Below are 24,787 nucleotides of genomic sequence, written 5' to 3' on the forward strand. Positions count from 1 at the left end.
CAGATTCCCGCCTAAGCCCCGCAAAATGCACCATTATATACGAAATTTCATACATATGAAGGTCCACACACCGGGTACCGGCGAATTGTATTCGATTTTTCGAATAGATTTAAGAAACTCGAAGCTCGAAATTCGAAACTTGCCTTCGCTTACTTGCCGCTGTTCTGCGCCACACCCGTGCCGACTTTCAGCCGGAGCGCGTTCAGATGGATGAAGCCCGTGGCGTCGCCTTGGTCGTACGCCTGCGTCGGATCAGCCTCCATCGTGGCGATGTCCGGGTTGTACAGACTCACCGGGCTCTTCACGCCGGCAGCGATAATATTGCCTTTGTACAGCTTCACACGTACCGTACCGGTCACGTTCTTCTGGCTTTCCGTCACCAGCGCCTGCAGCGCCAGACGTTCCGGCGCAAACCAGAAGCCGTTGTAGACGAGCGTGCTGTAGCGGGTGATCAGGCTGTCGCGCAGGTTCATGACCTCGCGGTCCATCGTCAGCGACTCCATTTTGCGATGGGCCGTGAACAGGATCGTCCCGCCCGGCGTCTCATAGACCCCGCGACTCTTCATGCCGACGAAGCGGTTCTCGACCATGTCGACGCGGCCGATGCCGTGCTTGCCGCCCAGCTCGTTCAGCTTCTCCATCACCGCGAGTGGATTCAACCGATCGCCGTTCAGCGCTACGCAGTTGCCTTGCTCGAACTCCAACTCCAGGTATTCCGGCTGATCCGGCGCATCCTCCGGTGATGCGCTAAGCAGGAACATGTCTTTGTTCTCCGGCGCAGCCGCGTCGAACCACGGATCCTCCAGCACGCCGCTTTCATAGCTGATATGCAGCAGGTTACGGTCCATCGAATACGGCTTCGCCGCTGAGGCCGTAACCGGGATGCCGTTTGCTTCGGCATAAGCGATCATTTCAGCCCGTCCCGGGAACCGGTCGCGGAACTCGCTCAGCCGCCAAGGGGCGATGACGCGGATCTCCGGCGCCAAAGCAGCCGCAGCCAGCTCGAAGCGCACCTGGTCGTTACCTTTGCCGGTCGCGCCATGAGCGATGGCCGTTGCGCCTTCCGCGCGGGCGATCTCCACCATCCGCTTCGCGATCAGCGGGCGGGCGATACTGGTGCCCAGCAAATATTGACCTTCATACAAAGCGCCCGACTGGAACATCGGATAGATGAAGTCCTTGGCAAATTCGTCGCGAAGGTCGTCGATATAGACTTTGGAAGCCCCGGTCGCCAGCGCCTTCGCCTCAAGTCCATCGAGTTCCTCCTTCTGGCCGATATCCGCCGTAAACGCGATGATTTCCGCATCATAAGTCTCTTTTAACCACTTTAGGATCACCGACGTATCCAAGCCTCCGGAGTACGCCAGTACGATTTTTTCCTTTGCCATGATTCCTAGTCCTCCCCGAATAATTATCCCATCAATGCGGCCATCAGCGCTTTTTGCGCGTGCAGCCGGTTCTCCGCTTGGTCAAAAATAATCGAATGCTCGCCGTCGATCACGCCTTCGCTCACTTCCTCGCCCCGGTGGGCCGGCAGGCAGTGCATAAAGACATAATCCGGCTTCGCGTGCCGCGCCAACTGCTCGTCGACCTGGTAATCCCGGAAGGCAAACTCGCGTGCCTTCTGTTCCTCCTCGAAGCCCATGCTCGCCCAAACATCCGTGTAAATGGCGTCCGCGTCTTGAACCGCTGCCTTCGGATCGCGAACCACTTCTATAACCGCTCCCGTCGCTTTGGCGATTTCTTGCGCGTCCGCCACGATTTGCGGGTCCGGTTCATACCCTTCCGGACTGGCAACCGATACATGTACGCCAAGCTTCGCTCCGCCGATCATCAGCGAGTGTGCCATGTTGTTGCCGTCGCCGATGTAGGCGAGCTTGAGTCCTTGCAGCGTGCCTTTATATTCGTAAAGCGTCTGATAGTCAGCCAGCACCTGGCACGGGTGCGCCAAATCGCTTAAGCCGTTGATAACCGGTACAGTCGCATAACGGGCCAGATCAACCACCTTATCATGACCGAAGGTTCGGATCATGATCCCGTCCAGGTAACGCGACATGACACCTGCCGTATCGGCGATCGTTTCGCCGCGTCCGAGCTGGATATCGTTTTTGCTGAGAAAAAGAGCGTGTCCCCCCAGCTGATACGTCCCCACTTCAAAAGACACCCGCGTCCGCGTCGACGATTTTTCAAAAATCAAACCGACGGTTTTCCCTTTCAACGGTTGATACTCTTCGCCATTCTTCTGCTTGCGCTTCAGCTCGATAGCCAAATCAATCAGATAATGGATCTCTTCGGTTGTGTAATCCGTTAGTTCTATAAAATCGCGGCCGCTGAGATTCATGCTGCTGCGTTTCGATGGTTCCAGCAATGTCATGGGTTCAGTTTCCCTCCTTGGCTAAATAAGCAGCGATAACCTCGGCCAAGATCGCTACGGCCTGGTCAATCTCTTCCTTCGACACCTTGAGGTTTGGCAGCAGGCGGATCACATCCGGGCCGGCGGTGACGAACAGCAGCCCGTGTTTTTGCCCGAGCAGGACAATGTCGCCAACGGGGCCGGCGCATTCGATGCCGATTAGCAAGCCTTTACCGCGCACCTCTTTGACAAACGACTCCCCCTTAAACGTCTCCTTCAGGAGACCCACCAAGTAGTCGCCCATCTCCGCGGCATGCTCCGGAATGCGCTCCTCCTGCATCGTCTCCAGTGTCGCGATGATCGCCGACGTTACGACGGGGTTCCCGCCAAACGTAGAAGCGTGGCTGCCCGGAGGAAACGCTTCGCGCAAATATTCCTTGGCCAGCATCGCCCCGGCCGGTAAGCCGCTGGCAATCCCTTTGGCCGAGGTGAAAATATCCGGCTCGATGCCGTAATGCTGATGCGCAAACCAAGCGCCCGTACGTCCCATGCCGGTTTGCACCTCGTCAATGATCAGCAGCAGGCCTTGTGCCTTGCACAGCTCGGCCAGCTCCTGCACGAACGCTGGCTCGACCGGATACACGCCGCCTTCGGCCTGCACCATCTCCAACATGACCGCCGCCGATTGCGGGCCGATCGCCGCTTTCAATGCCGGGATGTCATGCAGAGGCACGGTCTTAAACCCTTCAGGGAGCGGCAGGTAGCCGTCCTTCACCTTTTGCTGGCCGGTGGCGGTCAGCGTGGCCAGCGTCCGGCCATGGAAGGACTGCTCGAATGTAATGATCTCGTAGCGGTTCGTCCCTTTGACCTTCTGATGGTAGCGCCGCGCCAGCTTGATCGCCGCTTCGTTCGCTTCGGCACCGCTGTTGCAGAAGAAGACGACGTCCGCACAGCTGATCTCCGTCAGCTTCCGCGCTGCAGCTTCCTGCTGCGGGATGTGGAAAAGGTTGCTCACATGCCATAGCTCATCCAGCTGCGCCTTGACCTTAGCCGCTACCTTCTCCGGGGCATGCCCTAGGTTGGCGACCGCAAGGCCGCTCATGAAATCGAGGTAGCGGTTCCCCTTGTCGTCCCACAGCCAGCTGCCTTTTCCTTTGACCAAATGAATCGGGTACCGAGCATAACTTGGAAACAACGCGCTGGGGTTGCTCCCTTCCGCGGCGGCTGCCGAAACCGTTGCGGCATCTTTCAGATCGCTTTGCGCCATCGTATCTTCCACTCCCATCTTCTTCATGATTAATTATTAATATAACCCTGTGCCCACCAATTCGCTACGCCATGCGTACAATTCGGGTCCCGATGCGTTCGCCAGACAGCACTTTGCCGAGCACGCCAGGTTCACTGCCGCCTACAATGACGGCTTCCTTCACACTGCCGCTGATGCAGGCCACTGCAGCGCGCACCTTTGGGATCATACCGCCGTAAATTTCTCCGGTGGAGATCATATCTTCGATTTGCTGTACGGTGATCGAATCAAGTACCTTTCTTTCGGTACCTGTCATTTTCAAAATCCCCGGCACGTCCGTCACAACGATCATCCTTGAAACGCCAAGTGCGGAAGCGACAGCACCCGCGGCCGTATCCGCGTTGATGTTATAGCGCTGCGCGCCGTTGGCATCGATGCCGACGGGGGCAATGACCGGGATATAGCCGAGGTCAAGCACGCCGCCAATCAATTCAGCATTGACGTCCGTCACGTCGCCGACGAGCCCAACCTCTTTGTGGTTCGCGACGGGTCTTGCCTGCAGCAGACCACCGTCCACGCCGGACAAGCCCAGCGCTTTTCCGCCGTTTTGGTTGATGCGGCGGACGATCGTTTTGTTGATACTGCCTGCCAACACCATTTCCACGACATCCAGTACTTCCTCGGTCGTATAACGCAGTCCGCCGACGAACTTGCTCTCGATTCCCAGCTTGCCCAGGTTCTCCGAAATTGCGGGTCCGCCGCCGTGCACGATGACCGGCTTTACTCCGTCCTTCTGCAGTTGCACAAGGTCGGCAAAAAAAGAATTCGGCAGCTCCGCGAGCGTGCTGCCGCCACATTTCATCACAAACATTGCTTGGTTGTCTCCTTTCCGGAGTCGGAGTTTATCTCATCTGGTTAATGATTTATCTGATGAAGTCGTTAGGTTCGATAAGCCGCATTGATGCGGACATAGTCATAAGTCAGGTCACAGCCCCAGGCGGTCGCTTCGCCTGTGCCGTTATGCAGATCGACGGAGATGGCCACGCTGTCTCCTTTCAGATAGGCAAGCGCCTCTTCCTCATCGAAACGAATTGGGCGTGAGCCTTCCAGGACGACGATGTCGCCCAGCTTGATGTCCACCGTCTCCGGGTTGACCGGCTCGCCGGCACGGCCGACCGCAGCGATGATGCGACCCCAGTTGGCGTCGGCGCCAAACACCGCCGACTTCACTAGGCTTGAGCCGACGATCGTCTTGGCGATTGCGCGAGCGGAGTTGTTGGTCACAGCGCCGCGGACCGTCACTTCCACGAGGCGCGTTGCGCCTTCGCCGTCGCGGGCGATCGCTTTCGCCAGCGTCTCGCAGACGTGGCGGAACGCGGCAGCGAACGCATCCCAATCGGCATGCCCGGTCGACAGCTCCCGGTTGCCGGCCAGCCCGCTGGCCATCGCCAGCAGCATGTCGTTCGTGCTCGTATCGCCGTCGACCGTGATCATGTTAAACGTCACGTCGGTCGTCTGCCCGAGCAAACTTTGCAGCGCCTGCGGCTCAATGGCGGCGTCGGTCGTGACGAACGCCAACATCGTAGCCATGTTCGGGTGAATCATCCCCGAACCTTTAGCGGCCCCGGCGATCGTCACCTCGCGGCCGTCCACGTCAAGCTTCACGCATACCTCTTTCTTCACGAGGTCCGTGGTCAGAATCGCTTGGCAGAACTGCTCGGCCCCCTCGCCGTTCGCCGCCAAAGCCGCCGGCAAACCCACGATGCCGGCGTGAACCCGATCCATCGGCAACAGCTCGCCGATGACGCCGGTGGAGGCTACGGCGACTTCGTCCTCGCCGAGCCCAAACGCTTCCGCCGCCGCGGCGCGCATCGCGTACGCGTCGGCTTCGCCCTGCGCGCCCGTGCACGCGTTGGCGTTGCCGCTATTCACGACGACGGCCCGCAGCCGCCGCCCCCCCGACGCGACGCTCTCACGCGTCACTTTCAAAGGCGCGGCCTGGAATACGTTCGTCGTATAAACGGCCGCGGCCACCGCCGGCACCTCGCAGAGGATCGCGCCGAGATCGTTGCGCGTCGTCTTTTTCAGGCCGCAATGCAGCCCGCCAGCCTGGAACCCTTTGGGCGACGTGATACTCCCCTCCGGCGCTGTACGAAATAAACTAACCACTCCCATGACGAACTCCTTTCAAAAGCCTGTGTAAGTTGAATAAACCTATGGATAAACTGGCGTCAGCTTCAAGCCGGTCGTTTCCTCCCAGCCCATCATCAGGTTCAGGTTCTGAATCGCCTGACCCGCAGCCCCCTTGACCAGATTGTCGATCACGGACACGATCGTCAGCCGTCCTGTGCGCTCATCCGCCGCAAAGCCAATGTCGCAATAGTTGGAGCCGAACACTTCTTTGGTCGCCGGCCATTTGCCTTTGTCTCGGATTCGGACGAACGGACGCCCTTCGTAATACTGACGATAAAGCTGAACCAAATCTTCCTCCGTATAAGCACCCTTAAGCTGGGCGTACATCGTGCACATAATCCCCCGCGTCATCGGCACCAAATGCGTCGTGAACGTCACCGTCACCGGCTCACCGGCGATATGGCCTAAAGTTTGCTCGATCTCGGGGATATGCTGATGTTTGTTCACTTTATACACTTTCATATTTTCATTGATTTCCGCGTAGTGGTTTGTCAAATTCATGCCCCGGCCCGCACCGGACACGCCAGACTTGGCATCGATGATGATACTCGACGGATCAATCCAGCCTGCGCTCAGCGCCGGGATCAAGCCGAGAAGCGTTGCGGTTGGATAGCAGCCCGGGTTGGAGACCAGCTCCTTGCCCTTCACCTCGTCACCATAAATTTCGGCTAGGCCGTACACGGCCTGGGTAAGCCATTCTTCCGCTGGGGCTTCGTGTTTATACCAAACCTCGTATTCACGACCGTCTTTGAGCCGAAAATCGCCGGACAAGTCAATCACCTTCAGCCCCGCCCCAAGCAGTTGGGGCACCAGCTTAGCGCTGACCCCGGACGGCGTTGCGGTAAACACCACATCGACCTTCGCCGCGAGCTCCTCCGGATTCAAGCCGTCCAACGGTTGAACGATAATCTCCGACAAATGCGGGAATCCGTCCGTCAATGGCTCTCCGGCGCTGGAGACGGATATGACCGACACGATCTCGGCATGCGGATGTCCCCATAAAAAACGAATCAGCTCCACGCCCCCATACCCCGTGGAACCGACGATGGCTACTTTTACTTTTTCCCCATTCACGACGTTTACCTCGCTTTCTCTCCCGATGGATAAGCCTATGAAATCAACAATATGCATTATTCCGAAGTAAATATGTATTATTATACGGCTGAACTTATATAAATACAACAACTCTCGCAAAAAAATTCCCCTCCCATGTCAGGCTTCCCATCGCCGGCTTTTATTGCAGGGCCCGAATCAAGTATAGTAAGAGGGAGTCCTTATAGACCGCAGATGAAGGAGGAGATGCAACATGACGACCGGTAAAACCATCGCATTCGTATACGCTCATCCCGATGATGAGACATTTGGCTGTTCTTATCTAATCCGGCAAATCGCCGATGAGGGGGGCACCGCCGTCCTGCTGACGGCGACTAGGGGAGACGCCGGTAAAACCGGGCATTTAGGAGAAATGACACGCGAACAGCTGGCTGCCCGAAGAGACAAGGAATTGGACAAAGCTGCAGCGATCCTGGGCATCTCTGTCGTTGAGCAGTTGGGGCTGCCCGACGGTAAGCTGAAGGAGGCAGACCCGGCTATGCTGCAGGAGAAGATCGCCGACTTTCTGCAACGGCATCAGGTCGAGGTGGTGGTCACGTTTCCGGAGGACGGCCTATCCGGACATCCGGACCATATCGTGATCCATCATGCCGTGAATGAGGTCGTGTTTGGCGGCCAATCGCCTTCCGTACAGAAGCTGTACTATAACCAATTGGGATCGTATTCTTCGGATCATTCCAGCGTATTGCGCGTGGAAGCCGGTAATCGCTGGGAAGCCAAACGCCAAGCACTGGCCGCCCATGAATCGCAAATTTGGAGCGTGGAGCGGGTGTTTGGCCCGTTGGGCCCTGCAATTCCGCCCGGCCACCAGTTCGAGTCGTTTGAGTTGGTCTGGGAACGAGGCGTAAAGTATCCGCAAAAAAACGAGTCCTCGATCTACGACGACTTGCTATAACAAAAAACCGTCCGAGCTTCTTCGGACGGTTTTTTCCATTGTTCGAGAGGTATAGGACTTACTGTGCGGGGACTTTGCATGATTATCCCGTTCGATCAGATCTCTGGGTCGACCGACAAACCCGGCTTGTTTAAACTCCGTGCAGTCCGTCCAGTTCCCCTTATCAAAAGGGATAATGGTGCAAAGGAGCGATAAAGAGACTCCCCTTGGTGAGGCGATGTTACTCGCCCTGCACTCTTTTGAACCCTTCGCCTAACACCTCATGAGCATTTGTAATGATCACAAAAGCGGTCGGATCCAGCGTCTGCACCAGCGTCTTCAGCCGCGTCACTTCGCTTTGCCCGACGACGACCATCAACACGGTCCGCGCATCCCCGGTGTAACCGCCGCGACCGTCCAGCTTGGTGAGTCCTCGGTCCAGGTGGGTCAACACCGCCTGCGAAATCTCCTCCGTCCGCTCCGCAATGATGTAAGCGACCTTCGTATAATTGAAGCCCATCTCAATGGCGTCGATGATTTTGCCTGTGATATACAGGCCAATCAGGGCGTACAGCGCTTTTTCCGGGGATAGCAGAAATCCTGCCAACGCGATCACGATTCCGTCCATCATCACGACGCAGACGGAGAGGCTGAGGCCGCTGTATTTTTGGATAATTTGCGCCAGGGTGGACAACCCGCCGGTGGATCCCCGGCCCCGGAACACGATCCCCAAACCAAGCCCTACGCCGATGCCTCCATATAAGGAAGCCAACAGCGGGTCCGTCGTTGGCACGGGCATATCTCGCGTCAAAAAGACGAAGAAAGGCAACACCACGGTGCCGAGCAAGGAACGGATGGAATAATCACGCCCGAGCAGCAGGTAACCTGCGATAAACAGCGGAATGTTCAAAGCCCACTGGGTGTAGGCCGGCTCGATGCTTAACAGCGATTGAACGATGATCGAGATCCCTGATACCCCACCCGAGGCAATATTGCTGGGCACCAGAAACAGATTGAATGCCAAGGCCGTAATTAACGAGCCAACGATAATCATCACCGTGTCCAACGTGTGGCGAACCGGTCCGGTGACCGGAATATATTCTTGTAATCGGCGTTTACGAACTTTCGGCGGCATTCCTGCCCCTCCTTACATGTGGGATGCGTTGGGTGCTCCCGCCGATTAGCTCTCCGTCTTAATCTGGCTGCGCAGATAACCGTCGATAAAAGCGTCCAGATCCCCGTCCATCACCGCGCCGACGTTACCCGTCTCCACGGAAGTCCGGTGATCCTTAACCATGCTGTACGGGTGGAAAACGTACGAGCGGATCTGGCTGCCCCAGGCGATATCCGATTGCTCGCCGCGGATCTCGTCCAGCTCGCGTTGCTGCTCCTCGATTTTGCGTTCGTACAGCTTGGAGCGGAGCATTGTCATCGCCCGTTCGCGGTTCTTGATCTGCGAGCGTTCGTTCTGGCACGTCACGACGATCCCCGTCGGAATGTGCGTAATCCGCACCGCCGAGTCGGTCGTGTTGATGTGCTGACCGCCGGCGCCGCTGGCGCGGTACGTGTCGATCTTCAAATCCTCCGTGCGAATGTCGATTTCCACGTCATCGCTAATCTCCGGCACAACGTCGCAGGAGACGAAGGACGTATGCCGGCGTCCGGAAGCGTCGAACGGCGAGATCCGCACCAGGCGGTGCACGCCTTTCTCCGCCTTCAAGTAGCCGTAGGCGTTGTAGCCCTTGATCAACAGCGTAACGCTCTTGATCCCGGCTTCGTCGCCCGGCAGGTAGTCCAGCGTTTCGACTTTGAAGCCGCGTTTCTCCGCCCAGCGGGTGTACATCCGCAGCAGCATTTGGCCCCAGTCTTGGGACTCGGTGCCGCCGGCGCCGGGATGCAGCTCGAGAATCGCGTTCATTTTGTCGTAGGGCTGGTTGAGCAGCAACTGGAGTTCAAACTCCTCCAGCTTCTTCACAAGCGAGGTGACGGAGCTGCCGATCTCCGCAGCCAGCGATTCGTCGCCTTCCTCGTCGGCGAGCTCGGCCATCATTTCCAGCTCGTCGTATTCGTTCTGTAACGCCGTGTACTGGTCCACGGAGGACTTCACCGCATTCATCTCGGCGATGAGACCTTGGGCTTTATCGTTGTCGTCCCAGAAGTCGGGCGCCGCCATTTTTTCCTCATAGTTGGCGATCATCTCTTGCTTCAGATCTAAGTCAAAGAGACCCCCTAAGGTTGGTTAATTTCTTCGCGATTTCGCGCATGTCCTGTTTCACGTTTGGATCGATCATACGTTGGATCCCCTTTCTTTCTTCGAATTCGCAGCCCAAACGGGCAAAAACGGGCGACCCGGGGATTCCCAGGCCACCCGCTGAATCTTGCTTCAGGCCTTGCAATTTACTTTGCGATCAAAAGATGACCTTTTAAGCGTTTTGGCCGTGGCAGTGTTTGTACTTCTTCCCGCTGCCGCACGGACAGAGGTCGTTACGTCCGATGGTGTCGCCGCGTTTGACCGGACGTTTCTCAGCCGGTTCGCCGCTTGTGGAGATTTTGTCCTCATCCACAACCGCTTGACGTTCCTGGTTCGATTCGACCTGTGCCTTCATGATGTAGGTCGCAACCTCTTCCTGGATGCTGGCGATCATCGCGTTAAACATCTCGTAACCTTCAAATTGATATTCGCGCAGCGGATCGGTACCGCCGTAAGCCCGAAGATGAATCCCTTGACGCAGTTGATCCATCGCATCGATATGGTCCATCCACTTGCTGTCTACGGAGCGAAGGGCGATAACTTTCTCGAATTCACGAACCATTTCCGGACCGATGGCTTCTTCACGGGTATCGTATTTAGCCAATACACGCTCAAAAACATACTCGACCATCTCATTAGGTTCTTTGCCCCAAAGATCGTCTTTGGTTACGGAGCCTTCGTCCAGCAGCTTGCTGTTCACGTAATCGGCAACTTCTTGCAGTTCCCAGTTCTCTGGCAGCTCGTCAGCGGTATGCGCTTCAACAACCCGCTCGATAACCGGCTTGATCATATCGAGAATGATCTGCTTGATGTTATCCGATTCCAGCAGCTCACGGCGCTGTTTGTAGATAATCTCGCGCTGTTGGTTCATTACGTCGTCATACTGCAGGACGACTTTACGTACGTCGAAGTTATTGCCTTCGACGCGTTTTTGCGCGGATTCGATCGCGCGGGTGATCATCTTGCTCTCGATCGGTTGGTCCTCCTCGAAGCCAAGGCGGTCCATCATGTTCAGCACGTTATCCGCACCAAACCGCTTCATCAGTTCGTCGCCCAGCGACAGGTAGAATTGCGTGGAACCCGGGTCGCCCTGACGGCCGGCACGGCCGCGAAGCTGGTTATCAATCCGGCGCGATTCATGGCGCTCGGTACCTATGATATGCAGGCCGCCTAAATCGGCCACGCCTTCCCCAAGCAAAATGTCGGTACCGCGGCCCGCCATGTTGGTGGCGATGGTCACGGAGCCCGGTTCCCCGGCGCGGGAGATGATTTCGGCTTCTTCCGCGTGATATTTTGCGTTCAACACTTTATGCTGAACGCCTTTGCGTTTCAGCATTTCCGATACGCGCTCGGAGTTCTCGATGGAGATCGTACCGACGAGCACCGGTTGATTTTTCTTATAACGTTCTACGATTTCTTCTACGACTGCCTTGAACTTACCGTCGACGCTCTTATAGACGACGTCCGCCATATCCTGGCGCTGGTTCGGCCGGTTGGTCGGCACCTGCAGCACTTCGAGGCCGTAGATTTTCTTAAATTCCTCTTCCTCCGTCTTCGCCGTACCAGTCATTCCGGCCAGCTTGCGGTACATCCGGAAGTAGTTCTGGAAGGTGATCGTGGCCAGCGTCATGCTCTCGTTCTGAACCTCGATGCCTTCTTTGGCTTCAATGGCCTGGTGCAAACCGTCGCTGTAACGGCGGCCTTGCATGATCCGGCCGGTGAATTCGTCGACGATCAGCACTTCGTCTTCCGTCACGACGTAATCCACGTCGCGGCGCATGATGACGTTCGCTTTCAGCGCCTGCACTACGTGGTGGTTCAGCGTAACGTGTTTATGGTCATACAGGTTATCAATGCCGAAGACGCGCTCCGCTTTGGCGACCCCTTTTTCGGTCAGCGAAACGGCCTTGACTTTAATGTCTACGGTGTAATCTTCTTCCGGCGTCAGGGTCTTTACGAACCGGTCAGCTGCATAATACAGCTCGGTCGATTTCTGAGCTTGGCCGGAAATAATGAGCGGCGTCCGCGCTTCATCGATGAGAATGGAGTCCACTTCATCAATGATACAAAAATATAACGGCCGCTGTACCATCTGTTCTTTGTAAAGCACCATGTTATCACGCAGGTAGTCGAACCCGAATTCGTTGTTCGTCCCGTACGTGATGTCGCAAGCATAAGCTTCCTGCTTCTGCTCATGCTCCATGCCGTTCAGGTTCACCCCAACCGTCATGCCGAGGAAGTTGTAAATCCGCCCCATCTGCTGGCTGTCGCGTTGTGCCAAATAGTCGTTGACGGTAACGACATGAACGCCTTTCCCCAGGAGCGCATTCAAATAAACCGGCAGGGTTCCGACCAGCGTTTTCCCTTCACCGGTTTTCATCTCAGCAATTCTACCTTCATGAAGCGCCATCCCCCCGACCAACTGCACGTCGAAGTGACGCATACCCAGCGTACGCTTGGAAGCTTCCCGTACCGTGGCAAAAGCTTCCGGCAGCAGATCATCCAGCGTTTCGCCCTTCTCGATCCGTTCCCGGAACTCGGCGGTTTTCGCCTGCAACTGCTCGTCCGAAAGTGCCTCAAATTGTGGCTCCAATGTATTAATATAATCTACCGTCTTCATAAGACGTTTGACATCACGTTCGTTCGTGTCGCCAAAAATCTTTTTTACTATTCCCAGCATGATTTACCCCTTTCACGCATAAACAGATGATTTGCCTAAATTGTAACAGTTTGTAAGGCATGCCGCAACACGCCCCGTCACGCCTGCACTGCAGTAAAGCGCCTTTGTATACGAATAAAGAGCCTTATCCGCGGGCGGATAAGGCTCGTTTCCTTTGCGTTAGGATCACAGGAATTACCACCTGGTTCAACCAATCGTCATCAATGTACGATCCGCTGGGAGTTAATCCTGTTCAATCAAACCGTATTTGCCGTCATTCCGTTTGTAGACGACGTTGACTTCCTTGGTGTCGATGTTTGAGAAAACGAAGAAGTTGTGTCCTACCATATTCATTTGCAAAATCGCTTCCTCGACGTCCATCGGCTTCAAGGTAAAGCGTTTCGTACGGACCACTTCCAGCTCATCATCGCTTTCATCCAACGCCACGGAGCCTGCAGTCGCGCCTTCTACAAAAAGGCTGTTCTTGGCGCCTTTCTGACGCAGCTTACGGTTGATTTTCGTTTTGTGCTTGCGGATCTGACGTTCAAGCTTGTCCACAACAGCATCCATGGATGCGTACATGTCGTCGCTGCGGTCCTCCGCGCGAAGCACAACGCCGATCAGAGGAATCGTAACCTCGACCGCGTGCAAACCTCGTACCACACTTAATGTGACAGTACCGTCTGAGGTGGGGGGTGCATCAAAGTACTTGTCAAGCCGGCTGAGCTTCTTGTCTACGTAGTCACGCAAGGCCTCAGTCACTTCAATCTGCTGTCCTCGAATACTAAAATTCATAGGGCACTCCTCCTTTGCTTTGCACCTTCATTATACCATGGCGTAAAGGCAAAGTAAAAAGTGTTAAGGGGTCGTAAAGCACCCCGGCATCAATAAAAAATGCATGCAGTTCAGCAAATGTCCCGTGCGGTCAGGCTCAGCGGCGTTTACCGGCTCCCCGCCAGCGATTCAACAAAATCGTGAACAAGGCGCCGCACGCCGCCCCGATCGTATCCAATACCACATCCTGCACCATCGCCGTCCGTCCCGGAGTAAAGCTCTGATGCAGCTCGTCCGTGCAGGCGTAAAGAAACGCGATCAGAATCGCGTAGACGTATCGCCGTCCGCCGTTATTCCGTGCATTCCCGCCCATGGCGTAAACGAGTAGAGCAGCCAGCAGGGCATAGCTGCCAAAATGCGCCGCCTTGCGGATGAAGAACTCGATGAAGCTTGCCCCGCCCACGCTATCCACGCTGATTTCATGCCCGCCGTAGCTAAACCGGATCCCGCCGAACCGGTCGGCGATCGATTGGTCGGAGGTGTTCTTTTCGATATCGGGCACTAGGGACTGCTCCTGATACGATTGAGACGAGAACCCAAACAGGATCGCCATCATCGCGATCGCCGGCAGCCAACGCAGCCAGGGTTGAAGGTTGTGCAAGGGGGTCACCTCGTTTGTTTGTAAAATGAATACATAAGAAAACCCCGGGTTCCCCCGGGGTGTTTGCTAGCGAATCTTCAATTGTTAACCATCGTACCGTTCATATGTAGGTCGGCTGTGCCGGATGATTACAGTTTGATTACGTTAGCGGCTTGTGGACCACGAGCGCCTTCAACGATTTCGAACTCGACGGATTGGCCTTCTTCCAGCGTTTTGAAGCCTTCAGTTTGGATCGCGGAGAAGTGTACGAATACGTCGCCGCCTTCTTCAGTTTCGATGAAACCGTAGCCTTTTTCTGCGTTGAACCATTTTACTTTACCTTGCATGCACTAACATTCCCTTCGTTATCAAATAAGAGTGTGATCCTTGTAGCCAAGCCTCACATGTCTGACTATACCACCCGAACTTATCCAGTGTCAATTACCAAGGAAAAGGTTTTACTGTAAGGAATTTGTAAAATTTTGTCGGAATGGTGTCGAAGTCCATGTCGAGAGGTACCTTCACTTAGCCCTTTTTAACCATGATAGTGGAATGTGAATCAGCAAGGCAAAACAGTTGCTTGCCAACTTTGTATCACAATACTACTTATATTGATTGCAACACTATCTTTTCGAGTTGCTTGAAGGTAACTTCATACTTTTCTTTGGTAAGAGTATACTTTTGATTCTCCACATCTTCTTGATTAGGTGCTAGTAGATATCCAAGCGATTTATTAAATCGAATGGCTCTCTTATTTGATTTTAAAACATGAATGTAGGTATAGTTAAATTTTAACTCCTCAAAGGCAAGTTTAGTAATCAGCAATGAGGACATGTATGGCACAACTGAGTTTTGAAAATTGACATCATAGATAAATATTCCGCCCTCGCCACATCTTTCTTCCCAATCGATATTCTTAATATTGCTAAGTCCAATTTTTTTGTTCTCAAAAAGAATAATGTAATAAAAATTCTTTGTTTTATCTAAGGACTCAAACCATTTTTCTTGCATTTGGGAGGTTATATGTTCTCTATAGGACATATATTCTTGGATATGCTTAGCATTTCTCCATCGTCTAACTAACTCAATATCCTCTTTTTGTAGTGGTACTAAACTAACCTTACCCAACTTCATATAAACACTCCTGAAAACATATGTTATATCGTACTTCCACTGTCCACCGTCAAAATGGTACCAGTAACTTTTTTAGATTTTTCTGACATCAAATAAGCAACCGCATTCGCTACGTCCTCTGGTTCACCGATTCCCAGAAGATGTTTTGACATCCAATAACTATAATGCTCATTAGGCGTATTTGATAAAAGTGAAGTATTGATTAAACCTGGAGCAATACCGTTTACTCGAATCCTTGGGCTAAGCTCAAACGCGGCTGATTTGATCATGGAGTTCATAGCTGCTTTGCTTGCCCCATAAATCGAGTTACCTGGGGCGGCTATTTGGCCTGCAATAGATGAGATAAACACAAACGAACTGTTGTCGTTGGTTAAAGATCTACTGGAGCAAGCCTTCATCAGCATAATGCTTGAGTATAAATTGGTAGTAAAAACCTCGTTAATCTGTTTTAAACTCGTAGACCTGATAGAGGACATCTTGTTAATTCCAGCTGAATGCACCAGTCCATCGAGTTTGAGATTTCTGTCGACGAGGAGGCTCTTTATCCAGTCAGGGATATCCTCCACACTTTGCAAATCAAATGGTGCTAAACGATGCTTTGTCGGGCTCTCTAATTTAGCATGAACATTTTCCAATCGTTCTTGGTTTCTTCCATTAAGAATCAGTCTTGCTCCCAACCGAGATAATAAAACAGCACAAGCCTCACCAATCCCTGATGAGGCTCCTGTGATAAGAATAAGTTTATCCTCAAGTCCAAACGGATGCTGCATGTGACCCCCCCCTAGACATACACCAGATCTGAACAAATGGTTTTGCTAATATTTATTGCAGCAGCAGCCCATGAAAGTCCTACACCAAAACCAGCTAGTACGAGATTCAAGTCCTTATCTTGCGGATTACGTTCCTTTAGTACATCAACAAGCATTAACGGTATTGATGCCGAGCTTGTATTGCCATAGTCCTGAATGTTAATGGGAACTTTTTCCTTACTCACTCCAAATTTACGGGTCAGCTGTTCAAGCAAAAATTTATTAGCTTGGTGTAAAATATAATAATCCACATCTTCTTCTGACCACCCGTGAACATCAAGAATGGATTGAATGAGAGGCTGAACTTCTTTCAGTGTAAAGTTAAATATCTCGATACCGTTCATATAGAGATCATCCTTAGATCGAATAACTCCATCATGGTCCTGTTTACGAATATGCGTTTGAGAATCTCTTGGGTTTCTCCCGCTTCCTCCTGGAACTATTAAACGATTATATCCAGATCCATCCGTTCCTAAAATGAAAGAGCTTTTAGTAGCATTCTCATTATACTCAAACGCTGTTGCTGCACCTGCATCCCCAAATAACAGGCTAACTGAGGCGTCCTCAGGAGATATTATTCTACTTGATGTATCGCCATTTAATAAGAGCACGCGCCTGCAAGTCGGGCTTAAAAGTTTACTAACAATCCATGTTCCATATACAAAACCAGAACACCCTAAGTTAATATCAAAAGCGAAAGAAGATGTAGATAGTCCTAATTTATCCTGAAGAATACAGGAAGTTGCCGGCAGGACATAGTCGGGCGTTTGACTGATAAAAACTAATCCATCAATTGAAGATCTATCCCATTTCAAATCAGCCAGAAGCTTTTCCGCAGCTGCAAGGCATAAGTCAGAGGTGGTTTGCCCCTTCTGGACTCGGTATACTGTTTGAACTCCAGTCATTTTAGTGAATTTCTTCAGTTCCTTTTCATTGTGTGATGAGTTTAAATCATTAATTGCAATTGCTTCCCCCGGCAATGCACAACATATTCCTGCAATGTTTGCTCGATCAATTTTTTGGGTTGTCATTATCAGCCCTCAAATTTACTATCCAATTTAGCGACAATGTCAGAAAAAGTTACAATACTCTTTAATTCTTCCGAATTTAAAGTACATCCAAAGTGAGTATCTAATACAGCATTTAGTGCTACCCTTGCCATGGAGTCCCATTCCTCGACATCTGCTAGTACTGTTTCTAATTGAATTGTGCCCTGCGGAACATCAAGTACACTTTCCTCAAACTCATTGATAAATTCATTAATTGTCATAATTTACTCCTCCTCATAAGTAAGCAGAAATTAGTCGGTGCTACAAACGAATCGAGCACGCAGCCCAGGAATAGCCGACACCAAAACCAACAAGCATGACCCTACTTCCCGGTTGAATACTATTTAAGTCTCTCTTTAATGCAATTGGGATAGAAGAAGATACCGTATTACCTATATCGGACAACTGAATAGAAAACTTTGCGACATCAATTTTTAGTTTCTTACGTAAGTGCTCTAACATAAACAGATTTGCCTGATGAAAAACAAAATAATCATATTCATCTAACGAAGCCTGGCTCTTTTCCAGCAGTTTTTCAACAACCGATGGGATTTCCCTCAAAGTGAAATTGAATATTTCGGGTCCATTCATATATAAGTTACATCTATTGCGTATGTTTCCATATTCATCAGCCTTTTCTACGAATGAATCTAATGTCACAGGTTCTCTGAATCCCCCTGCCGGAATAATAAGGTTCTGTGCCCCGCTTCCATCCGATCCAAAAACGAAAGGCCCTATGTTTATCTTATCATGTTCACGAGATGAGATTAGTGTAGCCGTTGCAGCATCACCAAAAATCGGATAAACACTTCTATCCTTAGGGTTTGAGTACTTACTGTAAGTGTCGGCAGTCAATAATAATACATGACTTGCCAGTCCACTTTCTATAAAGCTTTTCGCCATTGCTAACCCGTATACGTACCCTGAACAACCCAAATTATAGTCATATGCTCCACAATGAATTGGCAGTCTCAATCTGTCGTGGATATAACAGGCTGTACTCGGCAATATATAATCTGGAGATTGAGTACAATAGATTAATAAGTCAATATCCTCTCGTTTGACCACACCTCCATCGAACAATTTCTCAGCAGCTTTGATAGCCATATCTGAAGCATACTCAGTGTTATCCGCTACTCTACGTTCATATATCCCAATTTTTTTTGCAATCTTATTATCGTTCTTCAGGATATTAGTCGGTAAATAATATTCAATAGACTTAATAAAACCTGTTACCATATCTCTCCTCCCCCTTCAGGAACCTACCAATGTCGTTGGCTTTTATAAAAAGAAAAGAGGTGACCCGTTACTCTCGAAATTTCTTCTGCTTTGAGACCATAAAACATTGGTAGTCTTGTGAGGCGCTCACTTTCCCGGGTGGTGTGAACATCTTCACCCAAAAATCTGGAGAAAACCCGCCCTGCCTCGGAAGAGTGCAGAGGAACATAGTGAAACACTGCAAGAATTCCGTGGTCTTTTAGATACTCTAGAAGCTTTGATCTTTCGGACAAATCCCTTGTCTTGATGTAGAACATATGCGCATTATGCTCACAATTCCGTGGTATAACCGGAAGTTCAATGAGACCTTTTTCAGCTAACGGCTTTAACTCTTCATAATACTGGTTCCAACTCTTAAACCGATTAACATAAATATTCTGAGCTTGTTGAAACTGACCATATAAAAAGGCTGTATTTAATTCACTCGGTAAGTACGAAGAACCTAAGTCTACCCAGGAATATCTATCTATTTGCCCCCTAAAGAATCTAGATCTATTGGTTCCCTTCTCCCTAATTATTTCGGCCCTTTCTATAAACCTAGCATCATTTAATAAAATTGCTCCACCTTCACCACAATTATAGTTTTTTGTCTCATGGAAACTAAAACAACCAATATGACCAATTGTGCCTGCATAACGGCCTTTATATTGGCTCATCATAGCTTGGGCTGCATCTTCTATAACTACCAGATTGTATTGATTGGCTATCTCCATTATACTATCCATGTCACAAGTAACCCCTGCATAATGGACCGGAACGATTGCCTTCGTCCTTGAAGTTATGGCAGATTTAATCAATGTTTCGTCCAAGTTCATGGTATCTGGTCGAATATCTATAAATACTACCTTTGCCCCCCTAAGGACGAATGCATTTGCAGTTGACACAAAGGTATATGATGGCATAATGACTTCGTCACCCGGTTGTATATCTGCCAGGATTGCAGCCATTTCTAAGGCATGAGTACAAGAAGTTGTTAATAGTGCCTTTGGCGTATTAAAATAATCTTCAAGCCATTGACTGCATAGCTTAGTGTATTTTCCATCTCCCGATAACTTCGATTCTTTTATTGCATCAACAATATACTCCATTTCATTACCAGTCACTGCCGGGACATTAAAAGGTATCATTTTGTGCATCCCCTAGAGTCTACCCGAAATTTGAATTAAGCTTGATACTAGTTCTTTACCAAGATGTACGGCTTGTATTTCTGCCCAGATAAACTCATATTCATTGATTAGCTCTGTCTCACTACTTCGATCTTCGCTGAATCCAACTCGGTGTGAAGCAGGTAAACTATTAAGTAAATGTTCTAGCCCTTTATTCCAACCATCCCCCAAATGATAATAACTAACTGACCTTTGTTGCAAGTTTCCACTATACTCTCTGAGAGATGAATTTGTTATAAAACTAGAAACTATGGCACAATAGTCTTCAATATTTAATGGACATTCATTCATCCCTTCATATTGTTGTAATACCATCATATCCGAGATTGGACTATAAGGGCGAATCACCGGAATCCCCCTCAAAGCAGCATCTAACTCAGCAGTGAATGAACCGAAAGGGAAACTACTCAGATATATATCAGCCGCTCCATAATAATCAGAGATATCATTTTTCACGCCCACTACTCTCAATTTCCCCTGTACACTTTGGATTGCTCCATCCCAGATTGAATCACTCGGCGATGGACCTATCACGATCATAACCACTTTCTCATGGGCTAGTAAAACTTTAGTTATTGCGTTAGGAAAATCCAAATTTTCATAAGGTGTATATTTATAAGAAGCACCAATGCTAAGTAACACGATAGTATTTTCGTCTATTCCGAGTCGGGCTTTACAATCTCTTTTAGAAAGATTGAATTCGACGGGAAGTAATGGGACTCCTAAAATCCCGGATTTTCTAACATGCCTTCTATCATAAGAAATTTGCTGTGATGAGATTCTACCATCGGAAACAAGATCGGCTATACTGTACCCTAGACCAAACGAGTGATCAGAGTGATTCACCAAAATAACCGGCGGTCCTCCTTCAACACCAAAAGCCAAGTTAGCAATCGGGTCATCAGGGTGTATATGCAGGTAAACAGTATCAGCCCACCGGTAAGCGACATCTCGTAAATAAGTAGCTTTTTCAATAACTGAATACTCTTGAGGGATTACAATATGAGATCCATTCTTCTCGCTAGCTGCATCGATTAACCAGGAGGGAATCGCACCTTTTTGATCGAGAAAAATAATTGAATGTTGATCCCCATCAGGAGCTTTATGAATCAATCTCTCTACCAACCGAGTATGCCCCCCAGTCGGGTAGGCCTGTGTTATAACATGAAGGAACCTTTTCGAACATTTTGGATTTACCGGTAAACTCCAGTCATAAACTCTATTGGGAAGTGTTGCTGATATATCTTGGAGCATTTCCTCAAGCTCACGATGAACATAGAAACCTGGATGGGCATACCATGCACTTGATGCAGCAGCTTTAGCCCACAAAACAGCTGATTCATAATTGGAGATACTATAATGTCGGACAGCCTGCTCAAAAAGTCTGTCAAATCTTTCTTGATTCTTCATTAATTGCACTTTGAGTCCCCCGATTACGATCCGATTCGTACATATCAATTTTTATGCTAAGGATTTCGTAAAGCATAAGTAGTCTTCCATACTCATCAGAGATTTTCTCATTTTCTTCAAATTTAGATAAAAGTTGCTCCACACGTTCCAATTCTTCTTTATAATGCTGCCTTTGCTTTATTAAAGTCTCTGAATATTTCAATTTTAATTGCAAAATATACTGATTCAATTCGCTGTATATTGGATGATTAATATAAACCTCATCTAAACTATCAAATGTTTTAGATGAGTATTCAAAACAAAATTCCATAGCATATAACAAATCTTCTAGTTGACTTAAGTATCCTTTTGATGGGGCCGCTAAAATTTCATGTGCATAATCAGTTGCCCCCATCAATTTCATTAAATTGGATTGTAGTTGCTGATTAGAATGTTCTCGGAAATAACTTAAAGTTTCTGAAATATATATAGCTTTTCCCTCTGACAGCAAGGTCAGCCAAGTTGCCATATCTACGTTACACCCATATTCCCTCCCGCAAAAAGTTCCAAAGGGACTGTTTAATGCACTTTTTCGAAAAAGTACGGTGGTAGGCTCACCAATAAAGTTCCAATTATATTTAAGTGCGTAATCAGCAAATTCTATTCCATTTAGTAACGTGTCCTGTTCAAAAGCTCTCTTAGTCACTTTTCTATTGTGAAGTATATTACCTTCTGCATCAATCAGGTGTCGATGAGAGGTAATCAAATTCACTTCATCATTAATATCTTGCATATAATAAGCCATCATCTTCTCAATTTTCTGGGGATGGAATAGATCATCATCCATTAAGAAATTGATAAAATCACCACTAGAAAGCTCCATACATTGAAGATCATTGTTAAACTGTCCTAGATTTTTCGGATTTTTTTTATACACGATATTAGGGTATATTTGTGTATAGTAATCTATTAATTTTTGGGTTTCATCATTTGTGCTGTCGTCACAAACAATGATTTCAACGTGTTTATACGTTTGAGTAAGAACACTTTGTAAGGCTTGTTCAAAATAATAAGGACGGTTATAGGTCGGTATCAAAACGCTAACCTTCGGAAATAAAAGCGAATAATATTCGCTTAGAAATTTGCCTTGTACTGGTTCTGATAAATCTTGAAGCTCTATAAAATCAGGATCATAGAAAAAATAATCCTCATTTTGATTAAATACGGCAGCTTTAAACCCACTTTTCGTAAATTCTAAACTTTGTGATTCACCTAAATACTCTGACGAGGTGAGAATATCTTCCCTCCATGGCAAGTCATATTGGGTAATCAGTATTTTTCCATCTAGGAGCTTAATCGGTTTAGTGAATTCTCCATTAAACCTTTTTAGTTGAATCGTGCCCGCTTCTCTTTCGATTATGTTGCCAACCAATTGATAGGACTCAAAAACTTTCCCTGTTAGTGAAGGGTGATTGGTTCCTACCATCCCCATGATTCCGAGTTCGGGAGATGATTCAAACCGCTTTATTACCTCTTCGATAAAATTGGGGTTTACAATAAACAAATAATCCTGTAGATACACCTTGTATTTTGCATCTGAACGATGCATTGCATGATTAAGCGCAAGAGGCAAATTTTTTACAGCTCTTAATTCATGAACCTCCACCTCAACTCCATCTGGAATGCGTAACCGGTTAAGGTAACACCTTGACTCCTCATATACTTCTTCATCACTTATTACAAAAATAAAACTAAATTTTTTTTTACTCACCGGCCCATAGCCTCCTTAGCTGCAGCTATCATAACTTTCACCTCATCGTCTTTTGTCGCTAACTGAGATAAAACTTCATAAGCAAGATTAAACTCATTCATTTCAAATAAGACCTTACCCATGAAACGTAATGTTTCAATTTTTTTGGGATCTAGCTCTAATGACTTTTGAAGTAAAGGGATGACCAGTTCCATTTTATTAATCTCATGGCAGTGAATAGATATTTTATTAATAACACTTGGTTTATTCACACTATTATTTTCTATCAAAGTTACAATTTCTTCAGTTGAATACTCATGATCTATAAAATGACTTATTAATTGGTTTAAACTATCCGCATAATCTAATTCAAACTCAATTCTATGGACCAAAAATTGCAAACCACGATCATTTTTACTATGATTTGTTTCTTGTGTTATCCGCCGGATCCATTCATTAATGGTTGCATTCTTTTCTGTAATAAGGCCTAGCCATTCTAAGGCTAATTCATAGTTTTGATCCAAATACATTGCAATACCCAAGTTCAATAGAGTAGTTGAATTTACCGGATCCATCTCAAAAGCTTTATTTAAATAAGGAAGTGCCTCCCGGGTCGAAGAAACCTCTAAGATACACATTCCAACATAATTAAGCAACTGGATAACTTGTGATTCGTCTTGTTCAATTATTACTTGAATCACCTGCTCCGCTTGTTGGCTAAGTAGACGTTTCGAATAATATGGTATATCAATCTGAAGAAGCAACTGATTGATGCTTCTCTTTATGTCATCTGTCAACGAGTAGTTCTGGAGTTTCACTATAAACTGGGAAATCATATGGACTTCTTTGTCCTTAAAATCACTCAGTGCAATTATTTTCTCAACATATCCATTATCCACCGTTCCAACAGATGGAACTTTAATGATTTCATATTGAGGAAATGCTGATGAATTAATAATACCTAATAGCTCTTGAGGGGAGAAGGAACGGTAACGTTCAATGGATAATCTGTCGTTAATAATGTTTTGTAATACCGTGTAGGATAACAGATTAGGGGCTTTAATTATTATTTCGCCGTAATCACTCAGCATTCTTTTATACGTTTGAATCTCTTCTTCAGCCGTTAATGGACTGCATTCATTTAATAAGATATAGTCAAAGGTTCGTTCGAACACATCAGAGTTATTGATAATTGCATGAGTAGCAGCAACTTGGGCAGCGTTTGGATTATTCTCTAAACCAAATAATTTCGCGTTAGAAAACCTGTTCTTAATTTCAATGAAATTAGTTCCGCATCCGCACCCTACCTCAAGAATGCGAACTTCTTCCTCTTTCCGAGCGGTTAACAATTCGATAATATTATAGTCTAATGCAGCTAAAACCTCTGGCGCAAACCCCCATTTGCTTGCAAACTTAGCTTGGTTTCTGTTAAGTAACTCTCTATATGCATCAATATCTGTTTTAAAAGACATACTACCGAAATGATGAATGAATGTGTCTTTGCAAAGCAGCAAACGGTAACCTGCCAACCGTATACGGATACACAAATCATCGTCTTCATAGTTTCCAGGAGTAAAAAGCTCGTCAAGTAATCCTACCTCAAGTAATACCTTCTTTTTAATTAGCAAGTTATAGCCAATTAGCCTTGCTCTCTCTTCCCATTTAGAAGAATCTGAAACATTGTAATCCTCGGCGAATAACTGCATTTCCTCTAGAGTTTCATAATCAACGCGAATGGATTGGTGGTTCGAACAGTTGTTAGTGACCGTACTAACCGCGCCGATGTCCGGAGCACTGTACAATGCAGTAACCATATTCATCAACCAATCATTAGTTACAATGGTATCGTTATTAAGAAGAAGAACGTTATCACCAGTGGATGCCTCAATTCCTTGATTACAGGCTTTGGGAAAGCCCAAATTATCATGATTTATGATTAATAAAATATCCTCTTGTTGTTTTAACCATTCAACCGATCCGTCTGTCGAATGATTATCAACTACAATGATTTCATATGAACCAAATTCTGTGTAACTCCGAATACTTTTTATGCATTCCTGAGTGTATTCCAGTTTATTATAAGTCGCGATTACTATACTAGTTTTCATA

General features: G+C 48.3%; 22 protein-coding genes. 1 reads left to right on the forward strand and 21 read right to left on the reverse strand.

The features are described 5' to 3' along the window. Nucleotides 1-149: 149 nt before the first annotated feature. The 6 genes from KJS42_RS04890 to argC all read right to left on the reverse strand — a co-directional run bounded on the left by KJS42_RS04890 (nt 150) and on the right by argC (nt 6,866). Nucleotides 150-1,388, reverse strand: coding sequence for an argininosuccinate synthase (locus KJS42_RS04890; RefSeq protein WP_213622161.1), 1,239 nt, complete (start codon nt 1,386-1,388; stop codon nt 150-152). Nucleotides 1,389-1,411: 23 nt separating this feature from the next. Further along, nucleotides 1,412-2,374: an ornithine carbamoyltransferase gene (argF, locus tag KJS42_RS04895; RefSeq protein WP_213622162.1), complete on the reverse strand. Its 963-nt coding sequence runs from the start codon at nt 2,372-2,374 to the stop codon at nt 1,412-1,414. Nucleotides 2,375-2,378: 4 nt separating this feature from the next. Beyond that, nucleotides 2,379-3,620: an aspartate aminotransferase family protein gene (locus KJS42_RS04900; protein ID WP_213622163.1), complete on the reverse strand. Its 1,242-nt coding sequence runs from the start codon at nt 3,618-3,620 to the stop codon at nt 2,379-2,381. Between the two features lie 64 nt (nt 3,621-3,684). After that, the gene (gene argB, locus KJS42_RS04905; RefSeq protein WP_155608209.1) at nt 3,685-4,470 is read right to left on the reverse strand and encodes an acetylglutamate kinase; all 786 of its coding nucleotides are present in this window, start codon (nt 4,468-4,470) and stop codon (nt 3,685-3,687) included. A gap of 68 nt (nt 4,471-4,538) precedes the next feature. Further along, nucleotides 4,539-5,774, reverse strand: a complete 1,236-nt coding sequence (gene argJ, locus KJS42_RS04910; RefSeq protein WP_213622164.1) for a bifunctional glutamate N-acetyltransferase/amino-acid acetyltransferase ArgJ — start codon at nt 5,772-5,774, stop codon at nt 4,539-4,541. A 39-nt stretch (nt 5,775-5,813) separates the two neighbouring features. Beyond that, a complete protein-coding gene (argC, locus tag KJS42_RS04915; RefSeq protein ID WP_213622165.1) occupies nt 5,814-6,866 on the reverse strand; it encodes an N-acetyl-gamma-glutamyl-phosphate reductase in 1,053 nt (350 codons plus the stop codon). A 232-nt stretch (nt 6,867-7,098) separates the two neighbouring features. Here argC and KJS42_RS04920 point away from each other — a divergent pair, with 232 nt between their 5' ends. Continuing rightward, on the forward strand, nt 7,099-7,800 hold the full coding sequence (locus KJS42_RS04920) for a PIG-L deacetylase family protein (RefSeq protein WP_213622166.1): 702 nt from the start codon (nt 7,099-7,101) through the stop codon (nt 7,798-7,800). 220 nt (nt 7,801-8,020) lie between these two features. On the opposite strand, the gene KJS42_RS04925 is transcribed toward KJS42_RS04920, so the two are convergent. From KJS42_RS04925 to KJS42_RS04995, 15 genes are all read right to left on the reverse strand, one after another. Further along, nucleotides 8,021-8,914 carry a YitT family protein gene (locus KJS42_RS04925; RefSeq protein ID WP_155608212.1) on the reverse strand — a complete coding sequence of 298 codons (894 nt, stop codon included), beginning with the start codon at nt 8,912-8,914 and terminating at the stop codon, nt 8,021-8,023. A 45-nt stretch (nt 8,915-8,959) separates the two neighbouring features. Continuing rightward, a protein-coding gene (gene prfB, locus KJS42_RS04930; protein WP_155608213.1) for a peptide chain release factor 2 occupies nt 8,960-10,070 on the reverse strand; the annotation gives its coding sequence in 2 pieces (ribosomal slippage) (nt 8,960-9,997 and nt 9,999-10,070; 1,110 coding nt in all). A gap of 132 nt (nt 10,071-10,202) precedes the next feature. After that, the gene (secA, locus tag KJS42_RS04935; protein ID WP_213622167.1) at nt 10,203-12,710 is read right to left on the reverse strand and encodes a preprotein translocase subunit SecA; all 2,508 of its coding nucleotides are present in this window, start codon (nt 12,708-12,710) and stop codon (nt 10,203-10,205) included. Nucleotides 12,711-12,932: 222 nt separating this feature from the next. Then, entirely contained in the window at nt 12,933-13,484 is a 552-nt protein-coding gene (gene hpf, locus KJS42_RS04940; RefSeq protein WP_155608215.1) for a ribosome hibernation-promoting factor, HPF/YfiA family, read from the reverse strand. A gap of 136 nt (nt 13,485-13,620) precedes the next feature. Beyond that, nucleotides 13,621-14,133 carry a VanZ family protein gene (locus KJS42_RS04945; protein WP_244868385.1) on the reverse strand — a complete coding sequence of 171 codons (513 nt, stop codon included), beginning with the start codon at nt 14,131-14,133 and terminating at the stop codon, nt 13,621-13,623. A gap of 119 nt (nt 14,134-14,252) precedes the next feature. Next, nucleotides 14,253-14,450, reverse strand: a complete 198-nt coding sequence (locus tag KJS42_RS04950; protein ID WP_114497214.1) for a cold-shock protein — start codon at nt 14,448-14,450, stop codon at nt 14,253-14,255. Nucleotides 14,451-14,709: 259 nt separating this feature from the next. Then, the gene (locus KJS42_RS04955; RefSeq protein WP_213622169.1) at nt 14,710-15,237 is read right to left on the reverse strand and encodes a GNAT family N-acetyltransferase; all 528 of its coding nucleotides are present in this window, start codon (nt 15,235-15,237) and stop codon (nt 14,710-14,712) included. A gap of 23 nt (nt 15,238-15,260) precedes the next feature. Then, nucleotides 15,261-16,007 carry an SDR family NAD(P)-dependent oxidoreductase gene (locus KJS42_RS04960; protein ID WP_213622170.1) on the reverse strand — a complete coding sequence of 249 codons (747 nt, stop codon included), beginning with the start codon at nt 16,005-16,007 and terminating at the stop codon, nt 15,261-15,263. Between the two features lie 11 nt (nt 16,008-16,018). Then, on the reverse strand, nt 16,019-17,077 hold the full coding sequence (locus tag KJS42_RS04965) for a 3-oxoacyl-ACP synthase III family protein (RefSeq protein WP_213622171.1): 1,059 nt from the start codon (nt 17,075-17,077) through the stop codon (nt 16,019-16,021). Between the two features lie 2 nt (nt 17,078-17,079). Beyond that, a complete protein-coding gene (locus tag KJS42_RS04970; protein WP_213622172.1) occupies nt 17,080-17,316 on the reverse strand; it encodes an acyl carrier protein in 237 nt (78 codons plus the stop codon). Nucleotides 17,317-17,356: 40 nt separating this feature from the next. Continuing rightward, nucleotides 17,357-18,334 carry a ketoacyl-ACP synthase III gene (locus KJS42_RS04975; RefSeq protein ID WP_213622173.1) on the reverse strand — a complete coding sequence of 326 codons (978 nt, stop codon included), beginning with the start codon at nt 18,332-18,334 and terminating at the stop codon, nt 17,357-17,359. Nucleotides 18,335-18,357: 23 nt separating this feature from the next. Next, the gene (rffA, locus tag KJS42_RS04980) at nt 18,358-19,500 is read right to left on the reverse strand and encodes a dTDP-4-amino-4,6-dideoxygalactose transaminase (protein WP_213622174.1); all 1,143 of its coding nucleotides are present in this window, start codon (nt 19,498-19,500) and stop codon (nt 18,358-18,360) included. A gap of 12 nt (nt 19,501-19,512) precedes the next feature. Continuing rightward, on the reverse strand, nt 19,513-20,958 hold the full coding sequence (locus KJS42_RS04985; protein ID WP_213622175.1) for a glycosyltransferase family protein: 1,446 nt from the start codon (nt 20,956-20,958) through the stop codon (nt 19,513-19,515). Continuing rightward, a complete protein-coding gene (locus tag KJS42_RS04990; protein ID WP_213622176.1) occupies nt 20,927-22,699 on the reverse strand; it encodes a glycosyltransferase in 1,773 nt (590 codons plus the stop codon). The genes KJS42_RS04985 and KJS42_RS04990 overlap by 32 nt, the downstream gene beginning before the upstream one ends. Next, nucleotides 22,696-24,786: a glycosyltransferase gene (locus KJS42_RS04995; RefSeq protein ID WP_213622177.1), complete on the reverse strand. Its 2,091-nt coding sequence runs from the start codon at nt 24,784-24,786 to the stop codon at nt 22,696-22,698. The genes KJS42_RS04990 and KJS42_RS04995 overlap by 4 nt, the downstream gene beginning before the upstream one ends. Nucleotide 24,787: the final 1 nt, after the last annotated feature.

The sequence above is a fragment of the Paenibacillus sp. J53TS2 genome, assembly GCF_018403305.1.
Classification (GTDB): domain Bacteria; phylum Bacillota; class Bacilli; order Paenibacillales; family Paenibacillaceae; genus Fontibacillus; species Fontibacillus rhizolycopersici.

What these genes read in the sequence shown, in the direction of transcription:
- KJS42_RS04890 (WP_213622161.1), bottom strand. Translation starts at nt 1,388, where the DNA reads ATGGCAAAGGAAAAAATCGTACTGGCGTACTCCGGAGGCTTGGATACG.
- argF (WP_213622162.1), bottom strand. Translation starts at nt 2,374, where the DNA reads ATGACATTGCTGGAACCATCGAAACGCAGCAGCATGAATCTCAGCGGC.
- KJS42_RS04900 (WP_213622163.1), bottom strand. Translation starts at nt 3,620, where the DNA reads ATGGCGCAAAGCGATCTGAAAGATGCCGCAACGGTTTCGGCAGCCGCC.
- argB (WP_155608209.1), bottom strand. Translation starts at nt 4,470, where the DNA reads ATGTTTGTGATGAAATGTGGCGGCAGCACGCTCGCGGAGCTGCCGAAT.
- argJ (WP_213622164.1), bottom strand. Translation starts at nt 5,774, where the DNA reads ATGGGAGTGGTTAGTTTATTTCGTACAGCGCCGGAGGGGAGTATCACG.
- KJS42_RS04920 (WP_213622166.1), top strand. Translation starts at nt 7,099, where the DNA reads ATGACGACCGGTAAAACCATCGCATTCGTATACGCTCATCCCGATGAT.
- KJS42_RS04925 (WP_155608212.1), bottom strand. Translation starts at nt 8,914, where the DNA reads ATGCCGCCGAAAGTTCGTAAACGCCGATTACAAGAATATATTCCGGTC.
- secA (WP_213622167.1), bottom strand. Translation starts at nt 12,710, where the DNA reads ATGCTGGGAATAGTAAAAAAGATTTTTGGCGACACGAACGAACGTGAT.
- hpf (WP_155608215.1), bottom strand. Translation starts at nt 13,484, where the DNA reads ATGAATTTTAGTATTCGAGGACAGCAGATTGAAGTGACTGAGGCCTTG.
- KJS42_RS04950 (WP_114497214.1), bottom strand. Translation starts at nt 14,450, where the DNA reads ATGCAAGGTAAAGTAAAATGGTTCAACGCAGAAAAAGGCTACGGTTTC.
- KJS42_RS04955 (WP_213622169.1), bottom strand. Translation starts at nt 15,237, where the DNA reads ATGAAGTTGGGTAAGGTTAGTTTAGTACCACTACAAAAAGAGGATATT.
- KJS42_RS04960 (WP_213622170.1), bottom strand. Translation starts at nt 16,007, where the DNA reads ATGCAGCATCCGTTTGGACTTGAGGATAAACTTATTCTTATCACAGGA.
- KJS42_RS04965 (WP_213622171.1), bottom strand. Translation starts at nt 17,077, where the DNA reads ATGACAACCCAAAAAATTGATCGAGCAAACATTGCAGGAATATGTTGT.
- KJS42_RS04970 (WP_213622172.1), bottom strand. Translation starts at nt 17,316, where the DNA reads ATGACAATTAATGAATTTATCAATGAGTTTGAGGAAAGTGTACTTGAT.
- KJS42_RS04975 (WP_213622173.1), bottom strand. Translation starts at nt 18,334, where the DNA reads ATGGTAACAGGTTTTATTAAGTCTATTGAATATTATTTACCGACTAAT.
- rffA (WP_213622174.1), bottom strand. Translation starts at nt 19,500, where the DNA reads ATGATACCTTTTAATGTCCCGGCAGTGACTGGTAATGAAATGGAGTAT.
- KJS42_RS04995 (WP_213622177.1), bottom strand. Translation starts at nt 24,786, where the DNA reads ATGAAAACTAGTATAGTAATCGCGACTTATAATAAACTGGAATACACT.